Raw genomic sequence first — 16,697 nt, 5'->3', positions numbered from 1 at the left:
GACGACGCCCGAAGCCGGGACATGCCCGGCCACAAATGAAAAGTGTGTATTACGGTTCGATGTTGCGTCGGTTGACCTTGGCCATCGGCAACGGGATCAGCTTGCCCATCGGTTCGCGCCGCTCCTGGCGGACCGGTCGCAAGCCCACCACGATCTTGCGCGCCACCAATAAATAGAAGCCGCCGCCCGACAGTTGCCAGTCACCGGCCTTGCGCTCCCAACCGGCCAGGCGGGTCTGCCACGCCGGTGACGCAAGCGGCGGACGATAGCACCCGAAGCGGCGTTTCTCCAGCGCGAAACCCAGCAGGTTCAGCCAGTCGGCGACCCGTGACGGCGAAATGCAGCGCGCCTTGCGCAGCGCATCCTGGGCAAACACATGCCGCAGGCCCCAACTGCTCCAGGGGTTGATGCCAATGATCAGCAAATGCCCGCCGGGACGTACGCTGCTTGCCGCCTCGCGAAGCAGGCCGTGGGGCGACAGGCAGAAATCCAGGCCATGCTGCAGCACCACCACATCGGCAGCATGCTCGCTCAGCGGCCAGGCCTGCTCCTCACAAACGATCTCGACCCCCGGCAACGGCGCACCAAGGCGTACATTGCGCTGTACCTGAGGGGCAGACGGCGGAGTCTGGGCCGAGGGACCGTAATGCACCAGATAGCCACCAAAGAACCGCCCGAGCTCGTCTTCGAGCATGCGCCGCTCTTCGTCCAGCAGAAATTGCCCGAGGGGACCGGCCAGCCACTCGCGGGCGGCGCTGATCAACGCCAGCCAGTCAGGATCGGCTTGTGCGAACGCTTTATCAGTCATTGCATTCTCCAACGCGCCAGGAAGTTCTAAGATGCGCCAATGTTTTCCGCTTGGCGAATCCGACGATGATACAGATCACTGCCCTGCCCGCCTTCACCGACAACTACATCTGGTTGTTACAAGACCACGGCAGCAAGCGCTGCGCGGTCGTCGACCCGGGTGATGCCGGCCCCGTACAAGCCTGGCTTGCGGCCAATCCGGGCTGGGTACTGAGTGATATTTTGATCACTCATCACCATCATGACCACGTCGGCGGCGTCGAACAGCTGAAAAAAGCGACGGACGCGAAAGTCTATGGTCCGGCCAGCGAAACGATCCCGGCGCGGGACGTTGCGCTAAAGGACAACGACAAGGTCTGCGTGCTCGGCTGGGACTTCGACGTCCTCGCGGTCCCTGGCCACACCCTGGGGCACATCGCCTATTACCATCACGGCTTGCTGTTCTGCGGCGACACACTGTTTGCCGCCGGCTGCGGACGCTTGTTCGAAGGCACGCCACAGCAAATGTACAGTTCGCTGACACGCCTGGCCGGGTTGCCGGAAGACACGCTGGTGTACTGCACCCACGAATACACCCTCGGCAACCTGAAGTTTGCCGCGGCCGTCGAACCGAACAACCCGCACACTGCCGAGCGCCTGGCCAAAGTCACCCGCCAACGGGAATCCGGGATCATGACGCTGCCGTCGACACTGGCGCTGGAAAAGCTCACAAACCCGTTTTTGCGCTCCGGTGAAACATCCGTTAAAGAAAAAGCGGACGAACGGACCGGCACCGATAACTCGGCGCCCGATATGGTTTTTGCGGCGCTTCGGGCGTGGAAAGACAGGTTCTAAAGGGGCCTATCAAGATTGCAACAATTCTGAAAGGTTGACCGCGCAGGGTGCGCTTCCTAGAATCGCCCGACATTTTTGCCCGGAACTTACTTCCAGCCAATGTCGTCACCTATTCGCAAAGCCATCAGTTCAGACGCATTGACCCGCTTGGCTCAAGCCATTGCGGTGGCTGTGTCCGCCACCCTGGCGGGCTGTTCCAGCCATGCGCCGCAGACCGATGCGGCGCACACGCAGAACATCGCCGCGCGCGCCAAGCAGAAGCCGATCTGGCTCAGCGAAAAACCCAGCCCGCAAATTCCCCAGGACGTCTGGGAGCGCATGCGCCAGGGCTTCCAGCTGCAAGACGGGCTGGGCGTCAACCCGCGCATCGAGCAACAGCGCCTGTGGTTCGCCAGCAATCCATCTTTCCTCGAAAACGCCGGCGAACGTGGCAGCCTCTACATTCACTACATCGTCGAACGCCTTGAAGAACGCAACATGCCGCTGGAACTGGCCCTGCTGCCAGTGATCGAAAGCGCCTACAACCCGATGGCCTATTCCCGGGCCAACGCGGTGGGTCTTTGGCAGTTCATCCCGTCCACCGGGCGTTACTTCAACCTGCGTCAAACCCGCTTCTATGATGGCCGTCGCGACATCACCGCGTCGACCACCGCCGCCCTGGATTACCTGACCCGCCTGCACGACATGTTCAACGGCGACTGGATGCTGGCCCTGGCGGCCTACAACGCCGGCGAAGGCACCGTCAGCCGGGCCATTGAGCGCAACGAACGCCTCGGCCTGCCGACCGACTACTGGAACCTGCCGCTGCCCTCTGAAACCCAGGCCTATGTGCCAAAGTTGCTGGCACTGTCACAGGTGGTGATGGCGCCGGAAGCCTACGGCGTGAACCTCAATCCGATCGCCAACGAGCCCTACTTCCAGGTCGTCGAAATCAACCAGCGCATGGACCTGTCCAAGGTTGCTGAAGTTGCCAACATCGACGAAGACGAACTGTTCCAGCTCAACCCGGCCTTCAAGCAGCGCACCACCCTCGATGGCCCGCAACATCTGCTGGTGCCGACCTCCAAGGCGCAATTGCTGACCAGCAGCCTGCAGACCATGCGTCCTGAAGAACTGATCAGCAAGAAATCGCTCAAGCCGGTCTTCGAAGGTGCCGACGACAGCCAGGTCGCCAGCGTCAAGCGTTCCTATCGGGTCAAGCGGGGTGACAACCTCGGTTCCATCGCCAAGGCCAACAACGTTGACGTGAAGGACCTGCAACGCTGGAACAAACTGAGCGGCAAGAACCTCAAGCCCGGCCAGACCCTGGTCATGCAGGACAACAGCAAACGCAACTCCGGGCGCGTCAACACCGTGATTGCGGCCAATACCAAGAAGCAGCAGGCCAAGTACAAGGTCCAGCAAGGCGACTCGCTGTACATCGTGGCCAAGCGCTTCAACGTAGAGATGCAGCACCTCAAGCGCTGGAATCCGCGTGTCGGCCAGGCGCTCAAGCCTGGTCAGATGTTGACGGTGGCCAATCCGCACTAACTGTAGGAGCGAGCCTGCTCGCGAAAGTCGCCAATGATAACGCGGGCATTCTGGATAAATACCGCTCCCTCGGGCTCTTCGCGAGCAAGCTCGCTCCTACAGAGATTGCGACCCGCCGATATTGCGCATTCACCCACCGTCTTTTTCCTGTCCATACAAGCTGTTACTGTACGGTCCACAAAGCCCAAGCCGCCTGGATCGGATCCCCTATTTGAAGCGTCCCCTGCCCCTGCTCCTGATCAGCCTGGCCTTGAGCTCCACCGCAAGCGCGACGATCAGCGAAAGCCATGGTTATGCGCAGTTCGGCACGCTCAAGTACCCGGCCCGATTTACCCACTTCGACTGGGTCAACCCGCAAGCGCCCAAGGGCGGTACTTTGCGGGTGATGGCGTTTGGCACCTTCGACACGCTCAACCCCTACACCTTCAAGGGCACCAGCCCGGTCACCACGCCGAGTTTCCTGCAATACGGCATCAACGAGCTCAATGAACCGCTGATGGTCGGCACGGGGCAGTACGCACCTTCGGGTGACGAGCCCGCGTCCAGCTACGGCCTGATTGCGCAGTCGGTGGAGTACAACGAGAACCGCAGCTGGGTGGTGTTCAACCTGCGTCCCGAAGCACGCTTCCATGACGGCACGCCGATCACCGCCTACGACGTCGCGTTCTCCTATCGCGTGTTGCTCAAGGAAGGCCATCCGCTGTACCGCACCAGCCTTCAGGAAGTGTCGCGGGTCGACATCCTCAACCCGCAGCGCATCCGTTTCGTGTTCAAGCGTGCCGGCAATCCGCTGCTGATCCTGCGCCTGGGTGAAATGCCGGTGCTCGCGCAGCACTACTGGAAAGGCCGCGACTTCAAGGCCACCACTTTCGAGCCGCCGCTGGGCAGCGGGCCGTATCGCATCACCTCGGTCACGCCAGGACGACAGATCGTCTTCGAACGGGTCAAGGACTACTGGGGCAAAGACCTGCCGGTCAATCGCGGCAAGTACAACTTCGACCGCATGGAAGTCGAGTTCTACCGCGACAGCGTCGTGGCGTTCGAGGCGTTCAAGGCCGGTGAATTCGACATCTATATCGAGCACCAGGCGAAGAACTGGGACACCGGCTACAACTTCCCCGCCGTACGCCGCGGCGAGGTGATCAAGACGCAGATTCCCCATCAGATCCCGACCCAGACCCAGGGCCTGTTCATGAACAGCCGCCGTCCGGCTTTCTCGGACACCAAGGTCCGTGAAGCGCTGGGGCTGATGTTCAACTTTGAATGGACCAACCGCTCGCTGTTCGGCGGCGCCTACCAACGCGCCATGAGCTATTACCCCAACAGCGAGTTCTCGGCCAGCGGTTTGCCGGTCGGACATGAATGGCTGTTGCTCAAGCCCTATCGCGAGCAACTGCCGGCCAGGCTCTTTACCGAGCCGTTCAGCCTGCCGCAGACCGATGGCCGCGGCACCCCCCGGGAGACCCTGCGCAAAGCCCTCGGCCTGCTCGCCGAAGCCGGCTGGAAGCTCAATGGCCAGCGCCTGCAAAACACTGCCGGGCAGCCGCTGCGCCTGGAACTGCTGCTGGTCAACCCGAACCTGGAACGCATCCTCCAACCTTACGTCGAGAACCTGGCCAGCATCGGCATCGACGCGCGGCTGCGCACGGTCGATCGCGCGCAATACAAGCAGCGCCTCGACCAGTTCGATTTCGACATGATTCTGATGACCCTCAACCAGACGCTCAGCCCGGGCCTGGAACAATGGCAGTACTTTCACTCCAGCCAGGCCGGGGTCAAGGGCAGCAAGAACTACGCCGGCATTGCCAACCCGGTGGTCGACCATTTGCTCGAACAGTTGCTGGCCGCCCGGACCCGCGATGAACAGGTCGCCGCCGGCAAGGCCCTCGACCGCGTGCTGCTGTGGCAGCACTACATCGTTCCCAACTGGTACCTCAATTATCACCGCCTGGGGTACCGCAACCGGCTCGCCTTCGTCACCACGCCGCCCTACACCCTGGGCCTGAACGCGTGGTGGCTGAAATCTTCGGAGAAAGATCAATGAAACCCATCCGTGCCCTGCTCCTGCAGGCCAGCGGTCTGCTGTTCGCCGGGCTGGCCTGCGCCGCCCCGCAACATGCCGTGACCCTGTATAACGAACCGCCGAAATACCCGGCCGATTTCAAACACTTCGACTACGTCAACCCGGACGCGCCCAAGGGCGGGATTTTCCGCCAGGCCGGTTTCGGCGGCTTCGACAGCCTTAACCCCTTCATCAGCAAAGGCGTGCCGGCGGACGATATCGGCATGATCTACGACACCCTGGCCAAGCAAGGCCTGGACGAGCCGTTCACCGAGTACGGCTTGATCGCCCGCCTGATCGAGAAAGCCCCGGACAACGCCTGGGTGCGCTTCTACCTGCGCCCGGAGGCACGCTTCCATGACGGCCATCCGATTCGCGCCGAGGACGTGATGTTCAGCTTCCAGATGCTGACCAAGGACGGCGCGCCGATGTACCGCGGCTACTACAGCGATGTGGCCGAAGTGATCGCCGAAGACCCGCTCACCGTACTGTTCAAGTTCAAGCACACCAACAACCGCGAACTGCCGCTGATCCTCGGCCAGTTGCCGGTACTGCCAAAGCACTGGTGGGCCGATCGCGACTTCAACAAGGGCAACCTGGAAATTCCGCTGGGCAGTGGCCCGTACAAAGTCGGCGAAGTGAAAGCCGGACGCTCGGTGCGATACGAGCGGGTCAAGGACTACTGGGGCAAGGACCTGCCGGTCAATCGCGGTTTCTACAACTTCGACGTGATGACCACCGACTACTACCGCGACAACACCGTCGCCCTGGAAGCGCTCAAGGCCGGGCAGTTCGACTACTGGCTGGAAATGACCGCGAAGAACTGGGCCAACGCCTACAACATTGCGGCGGTCACCGAAGGTCGACTGGTCAAGGAACAGATTCCCAACGGCAATCCCACCGGCATGCAGGGGTTCGTGTTCAATATGCGCCGCCCGGTGTTCCAGGATGTGCGGGTGCGCCAGGCCTTGTCGCTGTTGCTGGATTTCGAATGGACCAACAAGCAACTGTTCAACGGTGCCTACGCGCGTACCCGCAGTTATTTCGAGAACTCGGAAATGGCCGCCACCGGCCTGCCTGACACCGATCAGGTGGCGATCCTCGAACCGTTCCGTAGCAAGCTGGCGCCGCAGGTGTTCAACGAAGCCTTCCAGAACCCGACCACCGACGGCAGCGGCATGATCCGCGCCCAGCAACGGCAAGCCTATCAATTGCTGCAGGAGGCCGGCTGGCGCATCGTCGATGACAAGATGGTCGACGCCACCGGCAAGCCGGTGGTCATCGAGTTCCTGTTGGCCCAGACCGAATTCGAACGGGTGCTGCTGCCGTTCAAACGCAACCTGAGCGACCTGGGCATCGATCTGGTGATCCGCCGGGTCGACGTCTCGCAGTACATCAACCGCGTGCGTTCCCGGGACTTCGACATGATCGTCGGCAGCTTCCCGCAGTCCAACTCGCCGGGTAACGAACAACGGGAATTCTGGATGTCGGACGCCGCCGACAAGCCCGGCAGCCGCAACTCCATGGGCCTGAAGGATCCGGTGGTCGATCAACTGGTCGAGCAACTGATCAACGCCGATTCGCGCAACAGCCTGGTCGCCCACGCCCGCGCGCTGGACCGCGTTCTGCAATGGGGCTATTACGTAATACCCAACTGGCACATCAAGACCTGGCGCGTGGCCTACTGGAACCACATCGGCCATCCCAAGGTCTCGCCTAAATACGATATCGGCACGGCCACCTGGTGGGTCAAGCCGGACATCAAGCCGGCAATAGAAGTCGAAACCACACTGCAGGCCGATCCTGCGGGCACGGAGTAATCAGATGCTGGCGTACATTTTTCGGCGACTGTTGCTCATCATTCCGACCCTGTTCGGCATTCTGCTGATCAACTTCGTGATCATCCAGGCGGCCCCCGGTGGGCCGGTGGAGCAGATGATCGCCAAGCTCGAAGGCTTCGAGGGCGCCACCAGCCGCATCGCCGGCGGTGGTGCCGAAGTCTCGGTGGCAGGCTCGGCCTATCGCGGCGCCCAGGGCCTGGACCCGGCGCTGATCAAGGAAATCGAGCACATGTACGGCTTCGACAAATCGGCGCCGGAACGCTTGTGGATCATGGTCAAGAACTATGCATCCCTGGATTTCGGCGACAGCTTCTTCCGCGACGCCAAGGTCATCGACCTGATCAAGGAAAAGATGCCGGTGTCGATCTCCCTCGGGCTGTGGAGCACGCTGATCATGTACCTGGTGTCGATCCCGCTGGGGATCGCCAAGGCCACGCGGCACGGCAGCCACTTCGACGTCTGGACCAGCTCGGCGATCATCGTCGGCTACGCGATCCCGGCGTTCCTGTTCGCCATCCTGTTGATCGTGGTGTTCGCCGGCGGCAGTTACCTGGACTGGTTCCCCTTGCGCGGGCTGACCTCGAACAACTTCGATGAACTGAGCATGGGCGGCAAGATCCTCGACTACTTCTGGCACCTGGCGCTGCCGGTGACCGCGCTTGTGATTGGTAACTTCGCGACCATGACCCTGCTGACCAAAAACAGCTTCCTCGACGAGATCAACAAGCAGTACGTGATCACCGCCAGGGCCAAGGGCCTGACCAACCACCGCGTGCTGTACGGCCACGTGTTCCGCAACGCCATGCTGCTGGTGATCGCCGGGTTTCCTTCGGCCTTCATCGGCATCTTCTTCACCGGCTCGTTGCTGGTGGAGGTGATCTTCTCCCTCGACGGCCTCGGCCTGATGAGTTTCGAGGCGGCGATCAACCGCGATTACCCGGTGGTGTTCGGCACGCTGTTCATCTTCACCCTGCTCGGGCTGGTGGTGAAACTGATCGGCGACCTCACCTACACCTTTGTCGATCCGCGCATCGACTTCGAAAGCCGGGAGCATTGAGATGAACCTGTCCCCTCTCAATCGCCGCCGCTTCGAACTGTTCAAGGCCAACAAGCGTGGCTGGTGGTCGCTGTGGCTGTTCCTGATCCTGTTCGGCGCAAGCCTGGGTGCCGAGTTGATCGCCAACGACAAGCCGCTGGTGGTGCACTACGACAACAACTGGTACTTCCCGGCGCTCAAACGCTACCCGGAAACCACCTTCGGCGGCGAATTTCCGCTAGAGGCGAACTACAAGAGTCCGTACATCCGCGAACTGCTCAAGGCCAAGGACGCCTGGGTGCTGTGGGCGCCGATTCCCTACAGCTACCAGAGCATCAACTACGACCTGAAAGTCCCGGCCCCGGCCCCGCCCTCGACGGACAACCTGCTGGGCACCGACGATCAAGGCCGCGACGTGCTGGCCCGGGTGATCTACGGTTTCCGCATTTCGGTGCTGTTCGCCCTGACCCTGACCGTGCTCAGCTCGATCATCGGCGTGATCGCCGGAGCCTTGCAGGGTTTCTACGGCGGCTGGGTGGATCTGGCCGGGCAGCGCTTCCTGGAAATCTGGTCCGGATTGCCGGTGCTGTACCTGCTGATCATCCTTGCCAGTTTCGTGCAGCCCAACTTCTGGTGGTTGCTGGGGATCATGCTGCTGTTCTCATGGATGAGCCTGGTCGACGTGGTGCGCGCCGAGTTCCTGCGCGGGCGCAACCTGGAATACGTGCGCGCCGCGCGCGCCCTGGGCATGCAGAACGGCGCGATCATGTTCCGTCACATCCTGCCCAACGCGATGGTCTCGACCATGACCTTCATGCCGTTCATCCTCACCGGCGCCATCGGTACGCTGACCGCCCTGGACTTCCTCGGCTTCGGCTTGCCGGCGGGCAGCCCGTCCCTGGGTGAACTGGTGGCCCAGGGCAAATCCAACCTGCAGGCGCCGTGGCTGGGCATCAGCGCCTTTGTGGTGCTGGCCTTGATGTTGAGTCTGCTGGTGTTCATCGGCGAGTCCGCTCGCGATGCCTTCGACCCGAGGAAGTGAAATGAATCAGCACAATCTGATCGAAGTGCGCGACCTGTCCGTCAATTTTGTCGTCGGCAATCGCTGCCAGCGAGCGGTCGAAGGCGTCAGCTTCGACATCAAGCGCGGTGAAACCCTGGCGTTGGTCGGCGAGAGCGGTTCCGGCAAGTCGGTCACCGCACACTCGATCCTGCGCCTGCTGCCCTACCCGCTCGCCCGGCATCCGTCCGGCACCATCTTGTATTCCGGGCAGAACCTGCTGGACCTGAAAGAAAAAACCATCCGCCACATTCGCGGCAACCGGATTGCGATGATCTTCCAGGAGCCGATGACCTCGCTCAATCCCCTGCACTCGATCGAGAAGCAGATCAACGAAGTGCTGGGCATCCACAAGGGCATGACCGGCAAGGTCGCGACCAAACGCACCCTGGAGCTGCTGGAGATGGTCGGCATCCCCGAGCCGCACAAGCGACTCAAGGCCCTGCCCCACGAATTGTCCGGCGGCCAGCGTCAGCGGGTGATGATCGCCATGGCCCTGGCCAACGAGCCGGAACTGCTGATCGCCGACGAGCCGACCACCGCGCTGGACGTGACCGTTCAGCTGAAAATCCTCGAATTGCTCAAGGAATTGCAGGCCCGATTGGGCATGGCCCTGCTGCTGATCAGCCATGATTTGAACCTTGTGCGAAGAATTGCGCATCGCGTATGTGTCATGCAGCAAGGTTGCATCGTCGAACAGGCATCGTGCGAAGAACTGTTCCGCGCGCCGCAGCATCCGTACACTCGGGAACTGCTGGCAGCGGAGCCCGGCGGCAAGCCTGCAAGCAACGTGATCGGCCCGCCGTTGCTGGCGGTCGAGGACCTCAAAGTCTGGTTTCCGATCAAGAAAGGCCTGCTCAAGCGCACGGTGGATTACGTCAAGGCGGTCGACGGCATCAATTTCAGCCTGCCCCAGGGCCAGACCCTGGGGATAGTGGGAGAAAGCGGTTCCGGCAAATCGACCCTGGGCCTGGCGATTTTGCGGTTGATCGCCAGCAAGGGCGCCATCCGCTTTGAAGGCCAGCAGCTAGACTGCCTGACGCAGCAACAGGTCAGGCCGCTGCGACGGGAGATGCAAGTGGTGTTTCAGGACCCGTTCGGCAGCCTGAGCCCGCGGATGTGCGTGAGCCAGATCGTTGGCGAGGGCCTGCGGATCCACAAGATGGGCACCGAGGCGGAACAGGAACAAGCGATCATTGCGGCACTCAAGGAGGTAGGTCTGGACCCGGAAACCCGGCACCGCTACCCCCACGAATTTTCCGGCGGGCAACGGCAGAGAATCGCCATTGCCCGGGCATTGGTGTTAAAACCGGCGTTGATTTTGCTGGACGAGCCGACTTCGGCCCTCGACCGCACGGTACAACGCCAGGTAGTGGAGCTTTTGCGTTCACTGCAAACCAAGTACAACCTGACGTATCTGTTTATCAGCCATGACCTGGCTGTGGTGAAAGCGCTGAGCCACCAGTTGATGGTGGTCAAGCATGGCCAAGTGGTCGAACAGGGAGACGCGCAGAGCATTTTTGCCGCCCCCCAACATCCGTATACACAGCAGTTGCTGGAAGCCGCTTTTTTGGCCCCGGCTACTGCGCAATAACCTGAAAGAGGAGCAACACATGGGTTTTCTCGCCGGTAAGCGCGTACTGATCGTCGGTGTCGCCAGCAAGCTGTCCATCGCATCCGGCATCGCTGCCGCCATGCATCGCGAGGGCGCTGAGCTTGCCTTCACTTATCAGAACGACAAACTCAAGGGTCGTGTCGAAGAGTTCGCACAAGGCTGGGGTTCGAGCCCTGAGCTGTGCTTCCCGTGCGACGTGGCCAGCGATGAAGAAATCGCCAAGGTCTTCGAAGAGCTGAGCAAGAAGTGGGACGGCCTGGACTGCATCGTGCACTCCGTCGGCTTCGCCCCGGGCGACCAACTGGACGGCGACTTCACCGAAGCCACCACCCGCGAAGGTTTCCGCATCTCCCACGACATCAGCGCCTACAGCTTCGTGGCCCTGGCCAAGGCTGGCCGCGAAATGATGAAAGGCCGCAACGGCAGCCTGCTGACCCTGTCGTACCTGGGCGCCGAGCGCACCATGCCGAACTACAACGTCATGGGCATGGCCAAGGCTTCCCTGGAAGCTGGTGTACGTTACCTGGCCGGCTCCCTGGGCCCGGACGGTACTCGCGTCAACTGTGTATCGGCAGGTCCGATCCGCACCCTCGCCGCTTCCGGCATCAAGAACTTCCGCAAGATGCTGGCCGCCAACGAAGCGCAAACCCCGCTGCGCCGCAACGTCACCATCGAAGAAGTCGGCAACGCCGGCGCCTTCCTGTGCTCGGACCTGGCGTCCGGCATCAGCGGTGAAATCATGTACGTGGACGGTGGCTTCAACACCACGGCCATGGGCAGCATCGAAGAGTAATCTTCGGTCAGCCAAAAAACCCGCCGCTTTTGGCGGGTTTTTTATGCCTGCGATTTCCCGGACAAACACAGCCCCCCTGTGGGAGCGAGCTTGCTCGCGATTACGGCCTGTCAGTCGACATCAATGGTGAATGTCAGTCCGATATCGCGAGCAAGCTCGCTCCCACAGGGGATCATGTTCAGTCAGCTATCGGCGTCAGGCATTTGGCAAACAACTGCTGAATCGGCTGCATCCGCTGGCTATAGCGCTGCAACAGCACGATCTCCCGATGGAAGGTCAGTTCGCCCAGCGGGACGATCCGCACCCCCGCCCCATGCTCCAGCCACAGCCCCGCCTCCGGCAACAACGAAACCCCCAACCCACACTCGACCATTTTGACAATGGCCTCCAGTTCATCCAGCTCCAGCGCCACGTGCACCTCGATCTTCTGTTCGCGCAGAAACCGCGTCACCAGCCGCCCGCCAAACGAATTGCGGTCGTAGCGCACATGAGGGTGCTCGGCGAGCAGTTGCAGCGGATCATCGCCGCCCAGGTCCGCCGGTACGATCAGCACGAACGGTTCCCGGCGAATGACCTGCGCAGACAATTCCTTTGGCAACTCAAACGGCGGCTTGATCAGGATCGCCAGGTCCACTTCTCCCGTGTCGACCTGACTCAACAGGTTCAGCGATACACCGGGCACCAGCTTGGGCTCCAGCAAGGGCGCCTGTTGGCGCAAGCGCAGCAGCGCCTGGGGCAGCAGCCCGGTCTGAGCGGTCGCCACTGCGCCGATTCTCAGTTCGCCACGGTACTCACTGACATCGTCGCTGACGGCCATGCGGCTGAAGGTCTCGAGCATTTCCCTGGCCATCGGCAACGCACGTTGCCCCGCCGCGTTGAGCAACGCCTGGCGGCCGGTGCGGTCGAACAGACGGATGCCAAGGGCTTGTTCCAGGTTGCGAATCTGCGCGCTGACCGCCGACTGCGTCAGGCCGATGTGCATGCCCGCTGCCGCGAACGTGCCGTAACGCGCCACCGCGATAAAGGTTTTCAGTTCGCGCAGCATGGCGGCCTCGATTGATCGAAATAATTTGAGCTCGATGCAAAAATTATCGTCTTTCAATCAAAAAGCACAGGGCTAAACTCGACACATTCCCACCCACACCGAGGTTCGCCTGATGCAACTGTCCCCTTTTCACCTGGCCATTCCGGTCTACGACTTGCCGGCCGCCCGACATTTCTATGGTTCAGTGTTTGGCCTGGAAGAAGGCCGCTCAAGCGATCAATGGGTGGATTTCAATTTTTTCGGCCATCAACTGGTGATTCACCTGGCACCGAAAAACCCCACGCAAGAAGCCGCGCACACCAATGCCGTGGATGGTCACGATGTGCCGGTGCCGCATTTTGGCGTGGTGCTCGAGATGGCCGAGTGGGAGGCGCTGGCCGAGCGGCTGAAGTCGCTGGAGACACGCTTCGTGATCGAACCGGGGATTCGTTTTCAGGGGCTGGTGGGTGAACAGGCGACGATGTTTCTGTTTGATCCTTGCGGGAATGCGCTGGAGTTCAAGGCGTTCAAGGATATTGGGCAGTTGTTTGCCAAGTAGGCGTTGCCTGTCGGGACGCCATCGCGAGCAAGCTCGCTCCCACAGTGGATTTGTGGCGTCCATAAATCCTGCTCGCGAAGAGGCCCGCAAATACAACACCGCCCTAACGGCTCATCACACGCTCGGCCTCCTCCAGCAGTTCCTCGATCGAGTCATGAACAGCGGGGTTGTATTCGACCTGGGTAACGCTGAACCGAATGTCATAACTGCGATGCGCCGTGGCGTTGCGCTCATCGAGTATCTCATTGAGTCGCACCTTGATCGCCTCAATCTCAACGGCACTGGACCCGGTCAGCAGCGCCACGAACCGGTCGCCGTCGAGTCGGCCGACCACATCGTTTTCACGAAAGCCGATCCGCAGGACATCGGCGAACGTCTTGAGCGCATCGTCACCTTTGGCCCGGCCATACAGATAGCAGATGAGCTTGAATTCATCGAGGCTGAGGTACAGCAGTGTCGCCGGCGTCTCCAGTTGTCGGCAGGCGTCCAGCCCGAGTTGGGCCAATGCGGTGAAACCATGGCGATTGGACAGCAGCGTCAGCTCGTCCATGCTCGCCATCTGCACTCCTGCCAGTTCTTGTTCGGCCTGGCGAGCCAGTTCGCGCAACCGTTCACGTTCTTGCTGTGGCGTGAGCAACGGGTTGGCTGATTGGCCCGGTTTACCTGTTTTGCCTGAGATCAACATCGTTCACTCCCTTGGCGGGTATGTACGTTAGAGTCGCCCGTACCCACATTGACTCCCTGTAAGCGTGCCGCTGGTCAGCTACCTGCCACCGGGCACGGTCCTCCCGCATCGGCCCAGCGCTTGAACCGGGCGACGAAAATATCGTGGGGCACCGGCACCGGCGCGCGATTGCCGCCGGGGTTCCAGCCCCACAGCACCAGCTTGTCGTCGCTGACGTGCTTGATCAGCGCGGCAAAATCCCGATCGCCGTTGCTGGAGCGATCCTTGATCATCGCGCACAGCCGGTCGGCCGGCAGGCCGATCCAGGCCATGCGGTGCGCGGCCGGTGGCAAACTCCAGTGCGGCGCACCCGGTGGTGCGTGGGGGCCGTAACTGGCCGGCGGATTGCTTTGCGCATGGCAGGTTGCACAGGGCAACCCGGCCGAACCCTTGCCGTCCATGCCACGCACGACATTCATGGCGTGGGGCACGCCGCCATCAAATTGCAGCGGCGAATCCCCAGGAATATGGCAGTTCTGGCAACGGGGGCTCTGGAAGACCTTCTGCACGGTGTCGAACGCCTGCAAGGCCTCGCGGTCATCGGCGAACACGTGCGATGCGTAGGCGATGAGACAGACCAGGATCACCGCCCCAAGCAACCAGTGATGTCGTTTCATCTCACACCCCCGCCAGCTGCAAGGGCAGCTCCCGCAGGCGCTGCCCGGTCAGGGCAAACACCGCGTTGGCCACCGCTGGCGCCATGGGTGGCACACCGGCTTCGCCGATACCACCGGGTTTGTCGCTGCTGGGCACGATATGCACTTCGACCACCGGCATTTCGTTGAGCCGCAGCACCCGATAGTCGTGATAGTTGGACTGCACCACCTGCCCGTCCTTGAGTGTCAGCTTGCTGTGCAAGGCGAAGCTGAGGCCAAAGGTAATGCACGACTCCATCTGCGCGGCGATGCTCTGCGGGTTGACCGCAATGCCGCAATCCACCGCGCACACCACCCGGTGCACGCGGATGGCGAGGTTGTCCTGGGACACCTCGGCCACCTGGGCCACGTAGCTGCCGAACGACTCATGCACCGCCACACCCAGGGCATGGCCGTCCGGCAGTGGCGCCGTCCAGTTGGCCTTCTGCACCGCGAGGTTCAGCACACCGAGATGGCGCGGATGGTCCTTGAGCAAGGTGCGCCGATATTCCACCGGATCCTTGCCGGCCGCCGTGGCCAGTTCATCGATCAGCGACTCCATGACAAACGCGGTGTGGGTGTGCCCCACCGAACGCAACCACAACACGCTGATGCCGGTCTGCGGTGAATGCAGTTCAATCTGGTGATTGGCCAACCCTTCGAGGTAGGGGCTGTCCGCCACGCCTTCGACGGAGGTCTTGTCGATCCCGTCCTTCACCATGCTCGCTTCAAGCGAGGTCCCGGCCATGATCGACTGGCCGACCATCACATGCTTCCAGGCCAGTGGCAGGCCGTCAGCGCCCAGCCCGATACGCGCATGGTGCAGGAACGCCGAGCGGTAATAGCCGCCGCGGATGTCGTCCTCCCGCGCCCACACGGTTTTCACCGGTGCACCGGCAGCCTTGGCGACATACACCGCTTCGCTGACGAAATCCGACGTCGGATTGGCCCGGCGCCCAAAGCCGCCACCGAGAAACTCGGTATGGATCTCGACCTGTTCGGGTTTGAGCCCGGTGATTTTCCCGGCGACCATTTGGTCCAGGGTCTGGAACTGGGTGCCAGTCCAGATTTCGCATTTGTCCTTGGTGATGCTCACCGTGCAGTTCAGTGGCTCCATCGGTGCGTGTGCCAGGTAAGGCACGCTGTATTCAACGTCGATCTTCTTGGCCGCTTTCGCCAGCGCAACCTGGGTATCCCCCGCCTGGCCTGCGTTCAGGCCAGGGGTGGTGGCGAGTTTGCGGAAGTTCTCCAGCAACGCCTGGCTGTCGAGCCCGGCGTTCGGCCCCGGATTCCACTCGATTTTCAGCGCATCGCGCCCCAGCTTCGCCGCCCAAAAATGATCGGCAATCACCGCGATGCCGGTCGGCACTTGCACCACTTTGTGCACACCCGGAATCGCCAGCGCTTCGGCGCCTTCAAAGGATTTGACGCTACCGCCGAAGGTGGGCGAACGGGCGACCATCGCAGTCATCAGCCCGTCAAACTGCACGTCCATGCCGAACTTCGCCCGGCCGGTGATTTTTTCCGGAGTGTCCAGACGCTGGGTGGGTTTGCCGATCAGCTTCCAGTCCTTTGCGTCCTTGAGTTTGATCGAGGCCGGGTCTGGCCGTGGCAATTGCCCTGCCTCATCGGCCAGTTCGCCGTAGGTGGCACGGTGCTCACCGGCCATGACCACCCCCGATTCGGTATGAATCTCGGACGGCGCGACGTTGAAACGCTTGGCCGCTGCGTCGATCAACATCAAACGCGCCGCCGCGCCGGCCTGGCGATAGCGGTCGAACTCCATCCAGGTCGAGGTCGAGCCGCCGGTGATTTGCATCCCGCCAAAACCAGGCAGGCCGTAATCGGCGGCCGAAGCCGGTGCATGCTCGACGCGGATTTTCGTCCAGTCGGCGTCCAGTTCTTCGGCGATCAGCATGGTCAGGCCGGTCCAGATGCCCTGGCCCATTTCCGAGTGCCCCAGCAATACGGTGACACTGTTGTCGTTGCCAATACGCAGGAAGGCATTGAGCGCAAACACGTTGCCCTGGTTTTCCGCGCCCATGGCGAAACGGTGGGCACCGGGCATGGCAAACGCGACCACCAGCCCGCCGCCCAGCATGGCACTGCCCTTGAGGAAACCACGACGCGATAACGCGTTGATGCTGTTCATGGCGCAAGCTCCCTTCAACCCGGCC

14 protein-coding genes are annotated in these 16,697 nt (G+C 61.6%); 9 read left to right on the top strand and 5 right to left on the bottom strand.

From position 1 onward, the window contains the following. Positions 1 to 49: 49 nt before the first annotated feature. Positions 50 to 808: a class I SAM-dependent methyltransferase gene (locus ABIE16_RS08395; protein ID WP_007988453.1), complete on the bottom strand. Its 759-nt coding sequence runs from the start codon at positions 806 to 808 to the stop codon at positions 50 to 52. 65 nt (positions 809 to 873) lie between these two features. Between ABIE16_RS08395 and gloB the strand changes: the two genes are divergently transcribed. From gloB to fabI, 8 genes are all read left to right on the top strand, one after another. Beyond that, positions 874 to 1,641, top strand: coding sequence for a hydroxyacylglutathione hydrolase (gene gloB / locus ABIE16_RS08390; RefSeq protein ID WP_057715032.1), 768 nt, complete (start codon positions 874 to 876; stop codon positions 1,639 to 1,641). Between the two features lie 99 nt (positions 1,642 to 1,740). Further along, positions 1,741 to 3,171, top strand: a complete 1,431-nt coding sequence (locus ABIE16_RS08385; protein WP_057715033.1) for a transglycosylase SLT domain-containing protein — start codon at positions 1,741 to 1,743, stop codon at positions 3,169 to 3,171. 223 nt (positions 3,172 to 3,394) lie between these two features. Further along, complete coding sequence (locus ABIE16_RS08380) at positions 3,395 to 5,215, top strand: extracellular solute-binding protein (protein WP_429521155.1); 1,821 nt, start codon at positions 3,395 to 3,397, stop codon at positions 5,213 to 5,215. After that, positions 5,212 to 7,053 carry an extracellular solute-binding protein gene (locus ABIE16_RS08375; protein WP_429520873.1) on the top strand — a complete coding sequence of 614 codons (1,842 nt, stop codon included), beginning with the start codon at positions 5,212 to 5,214 and terminating at the stop codon, positions 7,051 to 7,053. The genes ABIE16_RS08380 and ABIE16_RS08375 overlap by 4 nt, the downstream gene beginning before the upstream one ends. 4 nt (positions 7,054 to 7,057) lie before the next feature. Next, complete coding sequence (locus ABIE16_RS08370) at positions 7,058 to 8,131, top strand: microcin C ABC transporter permease YejB (protein WP_007979116.1); 1,074 nt, start codon at positions 7,058 to 7,060, stop codon at positions 8,129 to 8,131. Position 8,132: 1 nt separating this feature from the next. Further along, the gene (locus ABIE16_RS08365) at positions 8,133 to 9,152 is read left to right on the top strand and encodes an ABC transporter permease (RefSeq protein ID WP_218498219.1); all 1,020 of its coding nucleotides are present in this window, start codon (positions 8,133 to 8,135) and stop codon (positions 9,150 to 9,152) included. Position 9,153: 1 nt separating this feature from the next. Further along, on the top strand, positions 9,154 to 10,764 hold the full coding sequence (locus ABIE16_RS08360; protein ID WP_429520872.1) for an ABC transporter ATP-binding protein: 1,611 nt from the start codon (positions 9,154 to 9,156) through the stop codon (positions 10,762 to 10,764). 19 nt (positions 10,765 to 10,783) lie between these two features. After that, a complete protein-coding gene (gene fabI, locus ABIE16_RS08355; protein ID WP_057715039.1) occupies positions 10,784 to 11,578 on the top strand; it encodes an enoyl-ACP reductase FabI in 795 nt (264 codons plus the stop codon). A gap of 178 nt (positions 11,579 to 11,756) precedes the next feature. On the opposite strand, the gene ABIE16_RS08350 is transcribed toward fabI, so the two are convergent. Beyond that, complete coding sequence (locus tag ABIE16_RS08350; protein ID WP_429520871.1) at positions 11,757 to 12,623, bottom strand: LysR family transcriptional regulator; 867 nt, start codon at positions 12,621 to 12,623, stop codon at positions 11,757 to 11,759. A gap of 112 nt (positions 12,624 to 12,735) precedes the next feature. On the opposite strand from ABIE16_RS08350, the gene ABIE16_RS08345 reads away from it, so the two are divergent. After that, complete coding sequence (locus ABIE16_RS08345; RefSeq protein ID WP_223502161.1) at positions 12,736 to 13,161, top strand: VOC family protein; 426 nt, start codon at positions 12,736 to 12,738, stop codon at positions 13,159 to 13,161. A gap of 103 nt (positions 13,162 to 13,264) precedes the next feature. On the opposite strand, the gene ABIE16_RS08340 is transcribed toward ABIE16_RS08345, so the two are convergent. The 3 genes from ABIE16_RS08340 to ABIE16_RS08330 all read right to left on the bottom strand — a co-directional run bounded on the left by ABIE16_RS08340 (position 13,265) and on the right by ABIE16_RS08330 (position 16,672). Then, positions 13,265 to 13,846 carry a GGDEF domain-containing protein gene (locus tag ABIE16_RS08340; RefSeq protein WP_223502160.1) on the bottom strand — a complete coding sequence of 194 codons (582 nt, stop codon included), beginning with the start codon at positions 13,844 to 13,846 and terminating at the stop codon, positions 13,265 to 13,267. A gap of 74 nt (positions 13,847 to 13,920) precedes the next feature. Continuing rightward, entirely contained in the window at positions 13,921 to 14,502 is a 582-nt protein-coding gene (locus ABIE16_RS08335; RefSeq protein WP_223502159.1) for a hypothetical protein, read from the bottom strand. 1 nt (position 14,503) lies between these two features. Beyond that, on the bottom strand, positions 14,504 to 16,672 hold the full coding sequence (locus ABIE16_RS08330; RefSeq protein WP_429520870.1) for a molybdopterin cofactor-binding domain-containing protein: 2,169 nt from the start codon (positions 16,670 to 16,672) through the stop codon (positions 14,504 to 14,506). Positions 16,673 to 16,697 lie beyond the last annotated feature (25 nt).

The organism is Pseudomonas sp. 2725 (assembly GCF_050434585.1).
In the GTDB taxonomy this organism is placed as follows: domain Bacteria; phylum Pseudomonadota; class Gammaproteobacteria; order Pseudomonadales; family Pseudomonadaceae; genus Aquipseudomonas; species Aquipseudomonas jessenii.
Note: the sequence above shows the minus strand (reverse complement) of the source record. Positions and strands in the feature narration are given on the sequence as shown.